Annotated in this window: 13 protein-coding genes; 8 read left to right on the forward strand and 5 right to left on the reverse strand. The window is 38.3% G+C overall.

The features are described from left to right. Nucleotides 1-79 precede the first annotated feature (79 nt). Nucleotides 80-2,533: a GAF domain-containing protein gene (locus tag M23134_RS39415; RefSeq protein ID WP_002704976.1), complete on the forward strand. Its 2,454-nt coding sequence runs from the start codon at nt 80-82 to the stop codon at nt 2,531-2,533. 118 nt (nt 2,534-2,651) lie between these two features. Here the strand turns inward: M23134_RS39415 and M23134_RS34550 are convergent, their stop codons facing one another. Continuing rightward, nucleotides 2,652-3,986, reverse strand: a complete 1,335-nt coding sequence (locus tag M23134_RS34550) for a cation:proton antiporter (RefSeq protein ID WP_002704977.1) — start codon at nt 3,984-3,986, stop codon at nt 2,652-2,654. A gap of 657 nt (nt 3,987-4,643) precedes the next feature. Here M23134_RS34550 and M23134_RS34555 point away from each other — a divergent pair. From M23134_RS34555 to M23134_RS34575, 5 genes are all read left to right on the forward strand, one after another. Further along, nucleotides 4,644-5,606, forward strand: coding sequence for a FecR family protein (locus tag M23134_RS34555; protein WP_002704978.1), 963 nt, complete (start codon nt 4,644-4,646; stop codon nt 5,604-5,606). Between the two features lie 44 nt (nt 5,607-5,650). Then, nucleotides 5,651-8,068 carry a TonB-dependent receptor gene (locus M23134_RS34560; RefSeq protein WP_002704980.1) on the forward strand — a complete coding sequence of 806 codons (2,418 nt, stop codon included), beginning with the start codon at nt 5,651-5,653 and terminating at the stop codon, nt 8,066-8,068. 23 nt (nt 8,069-8,091) lie between these two features. Beyond that, complete coding sequence (locus tag M23134_RS34565) at nt 8,092-8,967, forward strand: DUF4249 domain-containing protein (protein WP_002704982.1); 876 nt, start codon at nt 8,092-8,094, stop codon at nt 8,965-8,967. Nucleotides 8,968-9,113: 146 nt separating this feature from the next. Further along, a complete protein-coding gene (locus M23134_RS34570; RefSeq protein WP_002704984.1) occupies nt 9,114-9,587 on the forward strand; it encodes a DUF6252 family protein in 474 nt (157 codons plus the stop codon). 27 nt (nt 9,588-9,614) lie between these two features. After that, nucleotides 9,615-10,142 carry a hypothetical protein gene (locus M23134_RS34575; RefSeq protein ID WP_002704986.1) on the forward strand — a complete coding sequence of 176 codons (528 nt, stop codon included), beginning with the start codon at nt 9,615-9,617 and terminating at the stop codon, nt 10,140-10,142. A 79-nt stretch (nt 10,143-10,221) separates the two neighbouring features. Here the strand turns inward: M23134_RS34575 and M23134_RS34580 are convergent, their stop codons facing one another. From M23134_RS34580 to M23134_RS34590, 3 genes are all read right to left on the reverse strand, one after another. Further along, complete coding sequence (locus M23134_RS34580; RefSeq protein ID WP_002704988.1) at nt 10,222-10,980, reverse strand: hypothetical protein; 759 nt, start codon at nt 10,978-10,980, stop codon at nt 10,222-10,224. 561 nt (nt 10,981-11,541) lie between these two features. Next, entirely contained in the window at nt 11,542-12,468 is a 927-nt protein-coding gene (locus tag M23134_RS34585) for a GAF domain-containing protein (RefSeq protein ID WP_002704992.1), read from the reverse strand. 247 nt (nt 12,469-12,715) lie between these two features. Further along, complete coding sequence (locus M23134_RS34590; protein ID WP_002704994.1) at nt 12,716-14,239, reverse strand: GAF domain-containing SpoIIE family protein phosphatase; 1,524 nt, start codon at nt 14,237-14,239, stop codon at nt 12,716-12,718. Nucleotides 14,240-14,806: 567 nt separating this feature from the next. On the opposite strand from M23134_RS34590, the gene M23134_RS34595 reads away from it, so the two are divergent. Then, complete coding sequence (locus M23134_RS34595; RefSeq protein WP_002704998.1) at nt 14,807-14,986, forward strand: hypothetical protein; 180 nt, start codon at nt 14,807-14,809, stop codon at nt 14,984-14,986. Nucleotides 14,987-15,486: 500 nt separating this feature from the next. Next, the gene (locus M23134_RS34600) at nt 15,487-15,777 is read left to right on the forward strand and encodes a hypothetical protein (RefSeq protein ID WP_002704999.1); all 291 of its coding nucleotides are present in this window, start codon (nt 15,487-15,489) and stop codon (nt 15,775-15,777) included. A 183-nt stretch (nt 15,778-15,960) separates the two neighbouring features. Here the strand turns inward: M23134_RS34600 and M23134_RS39420 are convergent. Continuing rightward, nucleotides 15,961-16,663 (reverse strand): PASTA domain-containing protein (locus M23134_RS39420; RefSeq protein ID WP_002705002.1); only part of this gene is annotated, 703 nt, incomplete at its 5' end.

Raw genomic sequence — 16,663 nt, forward strand, 5'->3', positions numbered from 1 at the left:
TCGAAATCTTTGATTAAATTGCCTTATAAGATGGGGCAATTTAATCATCCAATCACTGTTTGTTTATGACTGAAGAGGAATGTTAGAATTTTTTAAAAACTTAAAGTTATTTACTAAATTTCAACTGGCGCTTTTTGTAGTGTCAGTGATTGCCCAGGGTTTCATTGGTGTAACCAGTTATATCGATGGTAGACGCTTGCTTCAGGATAAATCCTTTCAATTGCTCGAGTCAGTCACCAAAAGCAAAAAACAAGCAGTAGAAGAGTACTACCAAAATGTAGAAAACCAACTGCTTACCCTCTCTGAAAATTCAAGTACTATTGATGCTCTGCAGGAGTTTCAACAAAACTATGAAGACCTAAATGAACTGATCGTACCAACCGATGAGTTACGTAGCAAACTTAAGGAGTTTTACCGCCAAGAGTTTGTACATCAACTCAACAGCAACTCGCTGCAAAACTACACCGTAGAACACTTTTTGAGCGAAGAGCCCAACCAACGTAAAAATATTTTACAATACCACTATATAGCCACCAACCCCAACCCAATAGGTTTTAAATACCGATGGAACAGGGTAAGGGCAGATAACATCTACCACGAAACCCATCTCAAATACCACCCTGGATTTGCCAAGTATAGCCAAACTTTTGGCTTTAAAGACATTATGTTGACCGACCTCAAGGGCAATGTGATTTATACAGTAGATAAATCGGTTGACCTGGGCGAAAACCTGCTTACGAGTTACCTAAAAAGTAGCAATCTTACCAATGCTTTTCGCAAAGTAATGAAAGCCAATAAAAAGGGCTATGTAGTATTTGCTGACTATAACTTTTACCCTCCAGCTTATTACAAGCCTACCAGTTTTATTGCTACTATGGTATACAATGGTGTAAATAAAATTGGGGTATTGATTTTTAAACTCTCTGACGAAAGAATAAACCAGATTATGACCAGTAAGAAAACCTGGAATAACCTGGGAGCTACCGGAGAAACTAATATTGTGGGGCGTGACTATAAAGTAAGAACCAATACTCGCTCTATTATCGAAAACCCCCTGAGGTACTATACCCGCATGCTTGCTGCTGGCTTTGACTCATCGGTAGTAAAAAAAATAAAAAGACTGGAGACTACCATTCTTATGCGCAAAAACACCACCCTGGCTACGATCAATGCCTTGAACCGTCAAACCGGGCAGTTTATCACACAGGATTTTTTGGGCAATGACGTAATTTACACTTATTCACCAGTCAATATATTTGACAAACGCTGGGCAATTATTACTGAAATTGACAAGGCGGAAGTGCTTCAGGCAGTAACTGACTTTAGGAATAACCTATTGTCTATTTCGGTATGGTTGTTCTTTGCCAACTTTGTGTTAGGCTTTTGGTTGGCAAGAAGTTTATCACGTCCAATGCTCAAAATTCAGAAAGAAATCACGATGTTATCAGAGGGGCGTTTTCCTCATAAAACCTCTAAAGTTTATAAAGATGAATTGGGTAAAATAGATGAAGCACTTAATACACTGATTGAAAGCACTCGCCAACTGGCTATTTTTGCCGAAAATGTAGGTAAAGGAAACTTTGACTACCAGTATGAAGCCAAAAGCGAAGAAGATGTATTGGGGCTGGCCTTGCTTGAAATGCGCGACAACCTTCGTAACTTGTCTATTGAAGACCAACAGCGTCGTTGGATTAATGAAGGTATCACCAATATAAATAACGTATTACGTGACCACAGCGGTACTCTACAAGACTTGGGTAAATATGTTATTTCGGGGTTGGTGAAATACCTCAAGGCAAGCCAAGGTGCATTTTTCTTATTGGATAAAGAAAAAGAAGAAATGTTTTTGTCGAGCTGCTATGCTTACGACAGGTTTAAATACCTGAACCGAACCGTGAAAAAAGGAGAAGGTTTGGTGGGGCAGGCTTTTCAAGAAGAAGGGTCTATTTACATTACTGAAATTCCTGATGGCTACAGTACTATACAATCGGGCTTGGGTGAAGCAATGGCAAAAGCAATATTGATTGTTCCACTCATTGCCAATAATGAAATTCACGGAATTATAGAACTGGCCTCATTTAACAAGTTTGAACCTTACGAACGCCAATTTATCGAAACGGTCTCAGATAACATTGCCATCAGTATCAATACGGTGAAGTCGGGCGAACAAACCCGCTTATCTCTGAAAGAATCTCAAGCAAAAAGTGAGAAACTACAGGTGCAAGAGACCAAAATGCTACAAAGCCTTACTGAGTTGAAAGAAACTCAGGAGATTATGCAGAGACGTGAAAAAGAACTGGAAGAGTCTCGCGAACAGCTTCAGCAGAACCTGGTGAAGATGAAGAATATGCGTAAAGAAATTATCAAAGATGAGAAAGCCCGTGTAAACCGGGTAATTAGAAAATACCAACGCAGAATAAGAGACTTAGAGGAAGAGCAAGCACGTAAAGAGGCAGATTTGGCTTCAAAAATTAAAAACCTTGAAAAAGAGCTAGGCATTAGCCATAAACCTTCAGAAGGTGATGATACATAAGTAAACTTTAAAACTGTATTTTTTAGCCAAGCCTGTTGGCTCATCAATTAGGCAGTAAAAAAGTACAATGAACAGCTATATTGTTATAAAGAAACATATCAAACCCTGGAGTAGACCATTACTCTAGGGTTTTTGAGTTAACATCTGACTCTATGTTAGGTAAATTGCTTTTAGGCTTAGGATTACCCTGTAGTTTTGCCACAAAAGATACAATGGTGAGCCCCTGGAACAATACTGAAAAAACAACGACAAAGTAAGTGAGGGTAATGATCAGGTCGCGCGACATTTGATTGGTAAGTGATAAAGCCAATGCCAGTGAAATTCCTCCTCTGATACCACCCCAGGTAAAAATAGCAATGGCTCTGAAGCGTTTTGTCTTGATTCGGGTAAAAGGAATTACTATAGCAACTGAGATAAAGCGCGCCAACAATACTACTATAATAGCAGTAACCCCCGCCCACACATAGTCAAGGCGAAGTTTGATGGCCAGGATTTCAAAGGCAATAAAAATAAACAAAACAGCATTGAGGGTTTCATCTATCAACTCCCAAAACACATCTACATGCTTACGGTATTCTATTTCTTCGTCGATCTTTTTTTTGTTATGCGCCACCTCAAGTATATGTATTTCGCGTTCGCGCAAAGCACTAATGGTAAGCCCTGACATAACTATTGCCAATGGTGCTGACACGGTCAATATTTTGGCAAGATCATACCCTCCTACTACTATAGCCAATGTAATAAGAAAGTCTACCTTGTTGGCGTGCACCGTTTTTAGTAGGCGAAACCCAACATAACCCAACAACAACCCATAGGCAATGCCTCCGAGTGCTTCGCGTCCAAATATTTTGAGCAAATACATTACCTCAAGGTTTTGGTTGCCTGCTTTAGTAATTTCTAAAATACCTAAAAACACAATAATGGCAATACTGTCGTTAAAAAGTGACTCTCCTGCAATATCGGTTTCTAATTGTTTAGATATTTTAACCTGTTTGAAAATTGCCGTAACAATGACAGTGTTGGTGGGAGCAATGAGTGCCCCAAAAAGCAAACAATGAATATAAGGCAAATGAACACCCACCAACCCCAAGGCAAAGTGCAGCAAGCTACCAGTAACCAAGGTAGCTATAATAACAGCCAATACAGCCAGTACAATCACTGTTTGTGATTCTTTGAGCAGGGCTTTGGTATCTATGTGAATGGTGCCGGCAAATAACAACGAACTAAGGATAATTTCCAGGAAACTTTCCTGAATATCAATTTTGACAATCATTTCAGTCGTTTTTGCTAACAGTTGTGGGGCTATTTGCCCAACAATGACAATGCCTACTGAAAACAGCAACGAAACAAGCATTACCCCCACAGCAGAGGCTACTTTGAGGTATCGATAATTGATAAAACTAAAAAGTGCGGTAAAAACAATGAGTAAAGAAATAGCGTGAAGCAACCCCATGGTTTGTCAAGTATTTGATGGTTTACGGTATGAACTGCCATACACTTGCGAAATATGCTAAAAAGCTTTGATAAAATTAAAAAAATCTAACTTGCCTTGCGTTTTAGTTGTCGTATGCCAGTAAGTATATGCACTCACCACTATTAACTAACCTTCTCATTTACAAAAACTTACCCTGCTCAACCAAACATTTAAAAATAAGCGCATCCTGTGCAGCTATTTTTTCAAACACTGAGAGTCATAACGATACAAAAAACGTAACTACCCCTGAACCGAATCTATTTCTAAATCCCGATTCATTGGAAGCTTGCTGTAATAAGCTTAGCGTAGTTAAACAGGGGCTAACTTGTGACTTGTTACTTAAAGCTTACCCCTGTTGAGCTTTTAACCAACAAATCCATAACCCTTTGAAAATAACCGTACTATGAATTTGTTAGTTGCCTATGAACCGAATCTACAGCGGCTTGCTGTGATGAACTCAACGCAGTTAAACAGGATGTACCTAGTGGAGGTTATGCCGACATCCCGCTTGCAGGGAACCTTGCACCTAGTCGCTAGAACCTTGTCAGGGTGAAGTAACTTTTTCAAAAAAACTTCTAATTTCTTTAGGGGTTTCTAAAAAGTGCCCTGTCCTACCGATGAAATAATATAAAAGAAATGCAAAACTGGGATTTGTTATTGGCAAAGTATTTTGCGGGTGAAGCCAACCATCAGGAAGAGAGGCAAGTACTCCATTGGATGCAAGCCAACCCACAAGAAGCTGATAAACTTAAGGCAGTGTGGAAGTCAACACAAAGCAAACAAGGTTTTGCTTCTGATGTTCACTTTGCGTGGCAGCAAGTGCAACGCCGTATAAATTCGACTAACAATGTAACCAAACTCAAGCGCAAGGCAGTGTCTTGGGTAGCAGCTGCAGTATTGGTGCTCGGTCTGGGAGTAGTATGGTGGAGTTTGTCACAAAAAAAACAAACCTGGCAAATAGCAAAAACGCTGACAAAAAAGTTGGATTCGCTCACATTGGCAGATGGCTCTAAAGTATGGCTTCACCACACCACTCAACTACGCTACCCTACAACTTTTGGCAAAAGCCAACGAGTAGTACACCTGCAGGGCGAAGCTTACTTTGAGATTGCTAAAAACCCTGCTAAGCCTTTTATCATTTATTCAGGCAATACCATTACCCAAGTGTTGGGTACCTCTTTCAACCTAAAGGCTCGCCCCGAAGAGCAAAAGGTAGAGGTTTCGGTCAATTCAGGTAAAGTAGCTTTCTTTGATGTTGCCAAACCTGACAAAAAAGTATTGCTCACCCAAGGCAATCAAGGGCGCTTTGAAGCAGGTAAACTAAAAAAGATAAAGGCGTACCACCCTAATTTGTTCGCCTGGAAAACGGGAGTGCTCAGCTTTGAACAAGCCAAGCTAAGCACGATAGTGCAAACATTGACCACACATTATGGCACCCCCATAAGGTTGGCTAACCCTCAACTTGGGCGGTGCACACTCACTACTCAGTTAGAACGATTGCCATTGCACGAAGCCTTAGAAATAATCGCACTCACGCTTCATCTACAATACCAAATTAACGACAAAGAAGTACTGCTCAGTGGCAAACCATGCCCCTAAAAATAAATTTTCACCATATACATCATTTACTTTTACTAATTACCATGCGTAAATACTATTTAATAGGATTCATCTGTGGGCTGCTTACCCACGTCATTCAGGCACAAACACCTGCCCATTTGCAAAGCAATAATTACAAATCAAGCCGCACAAAAAACCCGGTAAAGTCTTACACTATCAGTGGTTTAGTGAAAGACAAAACCAATGGAGAAGTGCTCATCGGAGCCACTGTGTACATTCGCAGCCTGGGCAAAGGCACCGCTACCAACGTATATGGCTTTTACTCTTTGACAGTGCCCAAAGGAACGTATCAGGTCATTTGTTCGTACATAGGATACCAAAATTTAGTGCAAAATATTCGCCTGGAAAGCAATCAAAAGCTTCACCTGGAAATGTCGCCAACATCTGACCAACTAGATGAAATCGTAGTGACCGACAAAAAAATCAACGAACACATCACCAAAGTAGAAATGAGTGTAGAAAAACTGAGCATGGAACAAATTAAAAGCATGCCGGCTTTTTTGGGTGAGGTAGATGTCATTAAAAGCATCATTGCCTTGCCAGGGGTAAGCACCGTAGGCGAAGGCACTACGGGGTTCAATGTACGTGGGGGTGGTGTAGACCAAAACCTGGTATTGCTAGACGAGTCTATTGTATATAACTCTTCGCATTTATTCGGTTTTTTCTCTATTTTTAACCCTAACTCTGTCAAAGATGTAAAACTATACAAGGGAGCTATTCCGGCAAAGTATGGAGGACGCCTGTCGTCAGTGCTTGATATTCGTCAAAAAGAGGGCAATACCAAACAGTTTAGCGGTGCGGGGGGCATTGGATTAGTATCTAGCAGGCTGACACTCGAAACACCCATTGTCAAAGATAAGAGTTCTTTGTTGATTGCAGGGCGTCGTTCTTATGCTGACTTATTTCTAAAGTTGTCGCCTAATGAAGCTTTGCGAAAAAACAAAGCCTACTTTTATGACCTCAACACTAAATTTAATTATACTATCAACGACAACAACCGTTTGTATGTATCGGGGTATTTTGGCAGAGATGTATTTGGTTTAGGCGATGAGTTTAATTTTTCATGGGGCAACACAGCAGCCACCATTCGGTGGAATCATTTATTTAGCAGCAAGCTATTTTCTAATGTCAGTGCTATGTTTAGCGACTATAATTATTCGTTGGGCGTGCCTCAAGGCTCGTTTGCGTTTAGCTGGGATGCAGGCATTAAAAGCTATCAATTAAAAAATGACCTTACCTGGTTTATCAACTCTAACTATACCCTCGACTTTGGAGTAAGCGGTATTTTGTATCAGTTTCAGCCAGGTAAAATTAAGTTTAGCAATGCTTTGGAAGGCGTTACCAGTCTTTCGGTAGAGCCAGAAAAAGCCTTGGAAATGGCTGCCTACTTTAATAGTGAACACAAGCTCAACAATGCCTTGACGCTTAATTATGGGTTACGTTACTCAGCATTTATGAATATGGGCGAACGCAAAGTACATACTTACAAAGAAGGAGCTCCACGCCGGGATGAAAACGTAGTAAGTACCCGCAATTATAGCAACAATGAGGTAATCCAGACTTACCAGGGACTTGAGCCTCGCATAGGCTTACGCTGGCAACTAAACGAAAGCAATTCTGTAAAAATGAGTTATGCCCGCAATCGTCAATATATTCACCTCATATCTAATACCACAGCACCTATACCTACTGATATTTGGAAAGCCTCAGACTCACATATTCCACCACAAATTGCCGACCAGGTAGCCTTGGGATATTTTCATAATTTTGCCCACCATACTTTTGAGCTATCGGCAGAGGTATATTATAAAAAAATGCAAAACCTGGTAGACTATAAAAACGGGGCAGAACTATTATTGAATGAAAACCTGGAAACTGAGCTATTGAGTGGCGAAGGACGGGCTTACGGGCTAGAGCTTATGCTGAAAAAACCCACTGGAAAACTGAACGGTTGGATTAGTTATACCCTGGCACGCACCGAAAGAATGGTCAATGGAGCCTTTCCGGAAGAACGTATCAATAATGGAAATTACTATCCGGCAGACTATGACAAGTTGCATAACTTTACAATGGTGGCTACCTACCAGGCAACCAAACGCTTAAGCATATCAGCAAATTTTGTGTACAATACCGGGCGCCCCTTTACCTTGCCTGATGCCAAGTACCAATACTCAAATATGACCATTATAGATTATTCGGGGCGCAACCAAAACCGCATTCCAGACTATCATCGTCTAGACCTTTCGGTAACTTTGAAGGGCAAAGGTAAGCCCAACCGTAAATGGAAGGGTGAGTGGGTGTTTTCGCTATACAATGTATACAGTCGCCGCAATGCTTATTCTATTTATTTCTCTGGCGATGGTCAAGCGCAAAACGACGCTACCAAGCTATCTATTCTAGGATCGGTAGTGCCCGCTGTTACTTATAACTTCTCTTTTTAATTTAAAGTTTGATTTTATACACCATGAAACGCATACACTCAATAATTGCTATAGCTATAATCACCTCGTTTGCCTTACTAAGTGCTTGTACTGATCGCTACCCCATAGGCGAGCTTGCCAACAACTCAAACCGCCTGGTAGTGGAAGGTCGCTTTACTAATGCCACACAAACGCACACGATTTACTTATCCCGAACTGTGGCGTACACTGCTCCTACGCCTAATGGCAGTGGTTATCCCGTAGAAACTGGAGCTACAGTCACCATCACTGATGACCAAGACAATGCCATTCCGTTTAACGAAACGTCCCCAGGAGTATACATTACAGCAAGTTCTGGAGAGGTAGGTAGAATTTATACCTTGAACATTACCACCAGCAATGGAAAACAGTACAGCTCTGAACCAGAAAAAATGTCGGAGGTTCCTGCCATTAAAGACTTGAAAGTACGCTACGAAGACAGGGCTATTCCTTTTGAAGATACTACCAATCGTGTAACCATTATTAGTATTCAATCCGAGGATTTACAAAAATCTAACGCTTATTATATGTGGTATTGGAAAAGTGGACAAAGCAGTCAGTTCAATACAGTAGATTCATCATGGAACTGGACCTATGCACCAGGTCGTCTTATATCAGGTACTGAAGAGGGCTTTGACCTTGCTGAATTAAGTGACAACAATACTAAAAGTTTTGTAAAAGTATACCAAACCTCTATCAGCCAAAAAGCTTACGACTTTTTACAAGCGCTTAATAGTCAAAGTAATAATAATTTAGGTCCTTTCTCTACCCCACCTGCCCCCATCAGGGGCAATATTATCAACAATAATGATGAGAAAGATTTTGCTTTGGGCTTTTTTACGGTATCGGGAGTTCATTCGGCAACGGTAAAGCTAGAATAAACTTTAAAGCGTGTGTTTAAAATTAGCCAAAAGGCAGGGCTCGGTTTGACGCATCTAATCCGAAAATTCATCATAAAACCGCCTGTAAACAAAATTTTAACCAAGTTCTTATTGAATCTGAATAAATCAAACTAAATATATTAACAATGAATAAAACACGATTTATACAACTCATCGCTTTGGTGTTGTTGTTTACTACCGCCTGCAAAAAGAAAGATGTATTACCTCAATTGACCAGGGGTAAAGTAACTGTAAAAGTAAATGGAGAACTTAAAACCTTTACACTAGCAAATTCCTACCTCAACGAAGGGGTCTTGTCTTTTGGTAATGATGCCAAGAAAGAACTTATGGGCTTTAGCATTCCTGAGGTAAAAGAGGGGGTGTATGATATGAGCCACGAAAAGATAATCACTGCTATTTATTCTAAAAATGAAGTAGACTATGGTGCTACTAATGGAATACTAGGCATAGGCAAAAAAGGTAGCTTTAGGCTACATATTACCAAGATTGCCAACAACAAAATATCTGGAACTTTTGAGATGACTGTTTTACCTAACTCAGGTAATGGCAACAACATTACTATCACAGAAGGGGTTTTTGAAGATATTCCTAAAATATAATTAACTACTTTTTCACAAAAAAACCTTATGAACAAACACATAGTTTTTACCAAACTTTATTATTTACTCATTGTACCATTATTATTACACAGTTGTAAGTCACCTCTATCTGACATAGAAATAGACGATCCAACATTGCTGAGTGTAAATGTAAATATTGATCAAGATTATGACAATAATAAAACACTAAAAGTAGCTGTAAAGGATAAAAATGGGCAAGCTATAGAGCTAAAAAATGGTTTTGTTGTGCTCAATAACAAGCGCCTTGCTTATACCAACAAAAGATATGTGTATCATCAACTGAAGTTTGATGACAAAGATTTTCAACTAACTATCCAATACAATAGTAACAAGTCGTGGACGGGTAAATATGGAGAAAAAGAAGGTTTTCCAGGATTTAAAACTGATGAGCCAGTGAGTAACCAATACGAACGGCATTATCAAAATAAATTCACCAGCAAGTACACTTTAACCAATGTACCGTTCAATAAAGGGCAAATCGTTTTTTGCTATGATATTTTACGAGATAAAACTCAATGGATAGAGAATAAATAAACCTATTACAGGGAGGAATGTAGTAGTTAAAAATACCTGCTGATGGCAGGTATTTTTTTATATTAACCTATTTTAAGTACTAATACTTGCCATGCAAATATTGATTGAGCTTCAACATTTTTTCTTTTATTTCCGGCGTTTTCTCATACTTTTTTTCTGCTTTATGCAAACGGTGAATACTCACCAGTGAAGGTTTATAGCCGCTGGCAATCAACAGTTCAAAGATATTGGCAGAACTCATTAAGCGTTCGGGCGAAGACGCCAGCTTTGTGCTCCAGTCTTGCAACACCGTTAACATCTTATCTACCAATTGTTGATAATCAGCTAAAGAGAGTTTGGCTGGAAGTTCAGGCAATTTATTGACGGTGTTTTGAAAATGCACCCTGCTTCTGAACAATACCAAAGGTACTTTCATTTTACTTTTACCAATGGTGATTTCAGGGGTGATTTTTTCGGCAGCTTTGCGTTTCCTGGGACGCTTGGGATCATACAACGACTTTTCTAAAAAAGACAACGTAGTAAACTGCACTGAGTCGGCACTAAGGTTGCGATAAAACAACACGCCATACCCTCCAATATCAGGTACCGGTCCCAGAATAATTTTGCCATGATTTCCCTGGGTTGCAGGCAATATTTTTGCCACTGGCAACACCTTTTCCTGAATAACCCCATGTCGGTTCCATTGTACAATCTTCATTTCTTTTTTCTGAAAACTATACACAGTTTGACCCTTGCGAAAATCATAACTTACCCATACATTTTTCAGAGGTTTTTGCGCCCAGGCACAACTCACCCACAGTAAGGCAATCAATACTCCTGCATACTTTATACTTTGCATAAAACAACCATTAATAATTTTAAAACCTCGCCTTTTAATGATGAGCCGCAAACCGTTTAGTGATCTGAAAAAAATAAGATGTGCCAATTCAAGAAAATATATTGTTCTCAGACGATTCAAAAAAAACGGTGCATAACCAAAGCTATGAAACTTTTTTTGAGAAGAATGAGGGCAATAGATACACTTTAATGGCTCAAATTATTTACGAAAGATCACTTATTACTCAACAAAAGCAATAGTTTTCGCAAACATTCAAAAAGTAGAGACGAGTTCACACTTTATTTTTTCTGTTTAAACCCAGTATTTATTTTCTTTACTGGTAGTCTATTCGCTAAACCTATCAACGAAGTACACGCAACAAACGGTATAAAAAGCCGCTATTTCTCAGGTCAACTTTGGCAAAGCATGCCAAATGCTCTAAAAAAGCAATACAGCGTGTACATTGATGTGTGTGGGAAAAGGCTTTATAGCCAATAGGAGGGTTTTTATTGAAGAAATAGTTGTAGACTGATGGTCAAGAGCACTGCCAAGTTTTCATGACCATCAGTACATATATAGTCATTATATTTTTTCAGGCTTTGGTGTGGTTGATTTGGCTTTTCTATAAGTTGCCAATTCAGCTTTAAGCTGCTCAATTACCTTATCCTTCTCCTGATAACGCTTAATATCTTGCTGATACTTTTCTACGGTATCCTTCATTTTCTTTTCGTTTTCTTCTATATCCTGCTTTTCTTTGGCAATTTTTTTCAGCGTTTCAGACATGTCCATTTCTTTTTGCTCAAGTTCTTTTTGCTGCTTGTTCATCAAATCTTGAGTAGCGGCAATTTCTTCCAGATTTTGCCTCAACTCTTCTTCTTGAGCTCTCAACAAGTCAGTTTGCTCTTGCGAGTCTACCAATAACTTTTGGTTAAAGTCATTGTTCAAAATACTCTCAATCATAGTAGCAATACTGCGGCTTATTTTTTCCAGCAACCTGGCATATACTTCGCTCACATTGGTAATATAGACCAGCTCCAGAGCGCCAAAAACTATTTCGTTAAACACCAAAGGAATCACTCGTATATTGGCCACGTTTACCTTGGCGCTACCAAAGTATACTTCTACACTATCGGCAGGTATATTCTCAAACAACAATGTTTTGGCAGAAGCTACTGCTTGCCCTACTGCCCCTTCTCCTTCTTTAAATACCCTTTTTTCAAGCTTATCAATTTCTATTGCATAGCCAGCACTGGCTTTAAATACTTTATTCTCTTTATCCAGGGTATACATAATACCACTAAAGGCATTTGTAAGCTCTGCGATATGTTGTATTACAATTTGTGAAAATTCTTCAAGCGATTTTGCATAGTTTACTCTTAATAGCTCATCAAACTTGTTAAGGGTAGAGTCTACCCAAAGTTGTGCTTCTATTTTTTTCTCTTTTTCTTCAAACTTTTGTTTCAGCTGAACAAATTCCTCATAAGAAATATTTAGATTATCTTGTTTCATAAATTATGTGTGGCTTATGGGTTGAAAACTCTTTTTATAGTCCATGTTCCGTAACATTTTCGCCCAGTAAAAGGGGTAGGGATATGTCAAAAATAAATTCATATTTTAACCATTCAACCCTTCACATAAATAGTTGATTTGGCATTACTTTACCACATCCGCTATTTAATCTGATTCTGTACTGTTACTTGCTTTATTTAAATTTATTTCAGTTCTGTAAATATGTAATATAATTGATGATCAAATTTTATACTCTTACGCTAATACAGGTAATATCATCTCTTTGTTCTCCGTCTTGTTTAAAATTCAACACATCTTTGATAATGATGTGTTTTTGGGTAGATAAAGGTTTTTGGTAACATCCTTTTACAATTGACTCCCAACGCTTGGTACCATACTTACGCCTTTGAGGGTTACAAGTATCTACAAGCCCATCTGTAGACAAATACAGTACTTCGCCTTTTTTCAAACTAAATGTATGGTTCTCAAAAGTAAGATGAGGTAGTTGCAGATTACCCCCTCCTAAAAACTTACGGTCGCCTGAAACCTTTAACATTTTGTCGTCTTTAAAATAGTATAACTGATGTTTGGCTCCTGCAAATATTACATCATACTCTTGTTCATTTTTTGGCAAAAACTGACAAATAGTTGCTTCCATTCCATCATGGTTGGTAGATGACTCCTGCCTGAGCACATCACGAATACCACGATGTAGCATCGTTAAGATCAACGCAGGCTCAATGACTTGTTTAATGTTTACAATCTCGTGCAACAACGCATTACCTACCATAGACATAAACCCACCAGGCACCCCGTGCCCAGTACAGTCAATAACTGCCAAAATAAACGGTTCGGGAGGAGCCTGGGTAAAGTCTGCCTTTGAAAACCAGTAAAAATCACCTGATACTACATCTTTAGGCTGATACACCACAAACGACTCCGAAAACAATGTATTCAGGCGTCCCGGGTCAGGCAATAGTGCTTTTTGTACACTTTTAGCATATTTGATGCTTTCCATCAGGCGTTTATTGGCACTTTTAAAGTTATTAAAAGCTATTTCGGTTCTCTTCTTTTGTTTTTCGAGCTCTACCTGCGTGTCAAACAACTTCTCAATGGTTTGCTCCATTTCGTCTTTTTGTGCCAATATTTGCTCTCGGTGTTCGTCTGACTGTTCAAGCAGTATTTTATTTTTTCTGTAATCTAAAATCCCCTGCAAAGTTGCCCCCAATACATTGATCAAACGCTTAATACGTTTTTGCTCTTGGGCGGTCATTACCCGAAAGTAATACAGCTCTACGACTCCATAAACAGTATTGTTAAACAAGACAGGTAGCACCAATACACAAGCAGTGCTCACTCTCACTGAAACAAAGTCGATAGTAAGGGCATTTTTAGGCAGATTGTTAAAGATTTTCGCTTTTTTTGTAGCAGCTACTTCTCCTATAATACCTTCATTTAAGGTCACAGTTTTTAAGTACAAAACACTGTCTGACACTCCGTAACAAGCGGTTGCCTCAAACTTTTTTTGATTGTCACGCGTCTGTACAAAAAACACCGCTCGAAAAGCTTGGGTAGTTTCTGCCAAATACTCTAATACTTCATTAGTAAAAGATACTACATCACGCGAAGTATGCAGACGTAACCAATCGTCAAAAGAATTTTCACTTTCTTCTAAATTGGAAACATCCATTTGAAAAGCATTGGGTACATAATCTTTGCCATTATAGGCAGATACATCAGGCTGGACACTGACTATATTATTATTACTCATAAACCTGGGTGAAAATGTTTAGTAGTTAGATATTGAACAATATAAGGTATTTATTGCTACTAATTTTTTAGGTATAGTTTGACAACTACCCTGGAAATTTCATCAAATGTTATCAAAAACACCCGCTTATTTTAATTGGTATAATGAATGTGATATGTGTCAGTTTGTTGAATGCTGGTTTTCACAAATTATTGATTGTATACTTTAACGAAAACCACAAATGTAAGTTTTGTATATAATGAAAAAAGTACAAAAAAAACCGTCGTTTCAACAAAGGAAATATTCACAAAACAGACCCCTATTTAAACCACTGATAATCAGAATATTAAAAACAAAAACACGTTCCCAAAGCATTTACAAAACAAGCTATAGAAAATACTTCAGTTTGTATAAAAAACGGACGTTTGTTAGTTTTTTTTACTAAAAATGAAACAATAGTCACTTTTTCAGCGTAATAGTAAGTAATGTTATTCAAAGAATATTCAATCTGCCTTTCATTTAAACATACATAAGACTCTTTCTTCTAAAAGTCTTATCTCATAAATTTTAATCTAATATCTTTATCTTATGATTTACGTTGCCACAGAAAAAAAAGAAGGTTTAATTACTGCATATTTTGCCAAGAGCAAAAAATATTTGCAAGAAATGGGATTCAAGTGGATTGCTAATTTCAATGATGAGCAAAAGGCTGTGATGTGGGTGAATGAAAATTACGCAATGAATATGAAAGAATTCTTATATGGTTGATAGTATCAAGTAGTAACTGATAAAAATATTTTCAACAAACATATTCTCTATACTCTGCTAACAAAAGTTTTTAAAAGTCATTACTACTACATATTTAAGCCAACAAAAAAAGGTTTTTGAGATCCCTCAAAAACCTTTTTTTGTGTGCATACACAAGCATTTTGTCCTACCCTCCTATTCTTTGTACCTCCACCAATTGCCTATGTTGATGGCTACATCAGGTTTACCCTGAGTATAAAACAAATAGTATAATTTAACTTATCAGGTTCAGTTAAAAACAAATAAAACCCTTACTATCAACAGCTTACAAATAAAATAATAAAAAAACACATTAATATTTCACAGTTTTCATTTAAAATGCTTATTATCAGGTGTTTTTTTTCACTAACTTGCATTACCAACTACATCAACATTTTTTTAACAAAAAGTAACGTTTTGGTTAACTATTACGTGTTGTTGTAACTAATTTCTAACACAACTTTTTAAATATCAAAAATAACATGTTTAAAACAAAAAGGGATGACCCTGCTCAAAATGCATCCAACCTGACCAGTGAAATACAGCCTGGAATGTGGGTGTATGAAACCAGCACCCCACTGCTACCTATGTGTGTAGGTCGAATGCTTGGGTTTGGAATGTGTGAAGTAGTATATGGAAAGTACAAACCTTTTCAGGTATACAAAAGACGCATTGCCACCCTACGACCACTCAAAAAAACAGAGATGCACATTGTAGATAATGCCAATTGCCGCGAAATATTACAAACAGTCAGACAATCGCTTAGTTTCTAGTAAATTCTTTAGCTGAACAACTGATTATAACACAGACAATATTGTCGGCTGCCTAAAGTCGCCCCTGGATTTTAGGCATTTTTACTTGACCCAAAACCCCTGTAGTACTATTACAGTAAATGAAAAAAGGGGGTGACACTGTTACTCAGCACCACCCCCTTTTTCAACTATTTAGTAAAACGCTTACTTGGTCGAGTCTTTTTTAGTCACATCGTCTTTTTTAAGCTTACGTTTTTTGTAGTTTTTTATCTCGTCTGCTTTGCGAATATTGATAGTATCGAGGTACTTCAATGGATCTTCTTCGTCTTTTTCGCCATCTTTTTTGGCTTTAGGTGCAGGATTACCCACTACCCATAAGTCTACCAGCTCGCCTGCGTGTACGGTGGTACGTTTACGAGCGTCTAATGAACTTCCTTTTTTTATTCCATCTTTTTTCTTGCCAATAAACACTGGAGGGTTTTGGCGCACAACGGTTCCTAACTCTTTGTCACTGTTGTATACATAAGTAATGTTACCTAACAATAAATCGTACCCTTTTAGCAACTGCTCAGCTTCGTCGAGGGGCATCATGACTAAATCGGGCATCTTGAATTCCTTTTCACCCAAACCATCTCCTACTATCAAGTCTATTTTGCTACCTTTTGGTATATAAGTGTTGGGCTGAATTTTTTTACCTAAATAGTGTTGTTCCATAATCACATTTTCACCAATAAAAGGTTTGTAAGTGATTTTACCCAAGTCCAGGTCTAGGTTTTTGAGCATGTTTTCTGCCATATCAAAGGGAACATCTACTAACTTAGGCATTTTTACTCTGGGAGCATTTTTTGGCGTAATGGTAATATAAATCTTACGATGGCGCTTTACCTTTACTCCTGGTCGGGCGATG

It is taken from the genome of Microscilla marina ATCC 23134, from assembly GCF_000169175.1.
Lineage (GTDB): Bacteria > Bacteroidota > Bacteroidia > Cytophagales > Microscillaceae > Microscilla > Microscilla marina.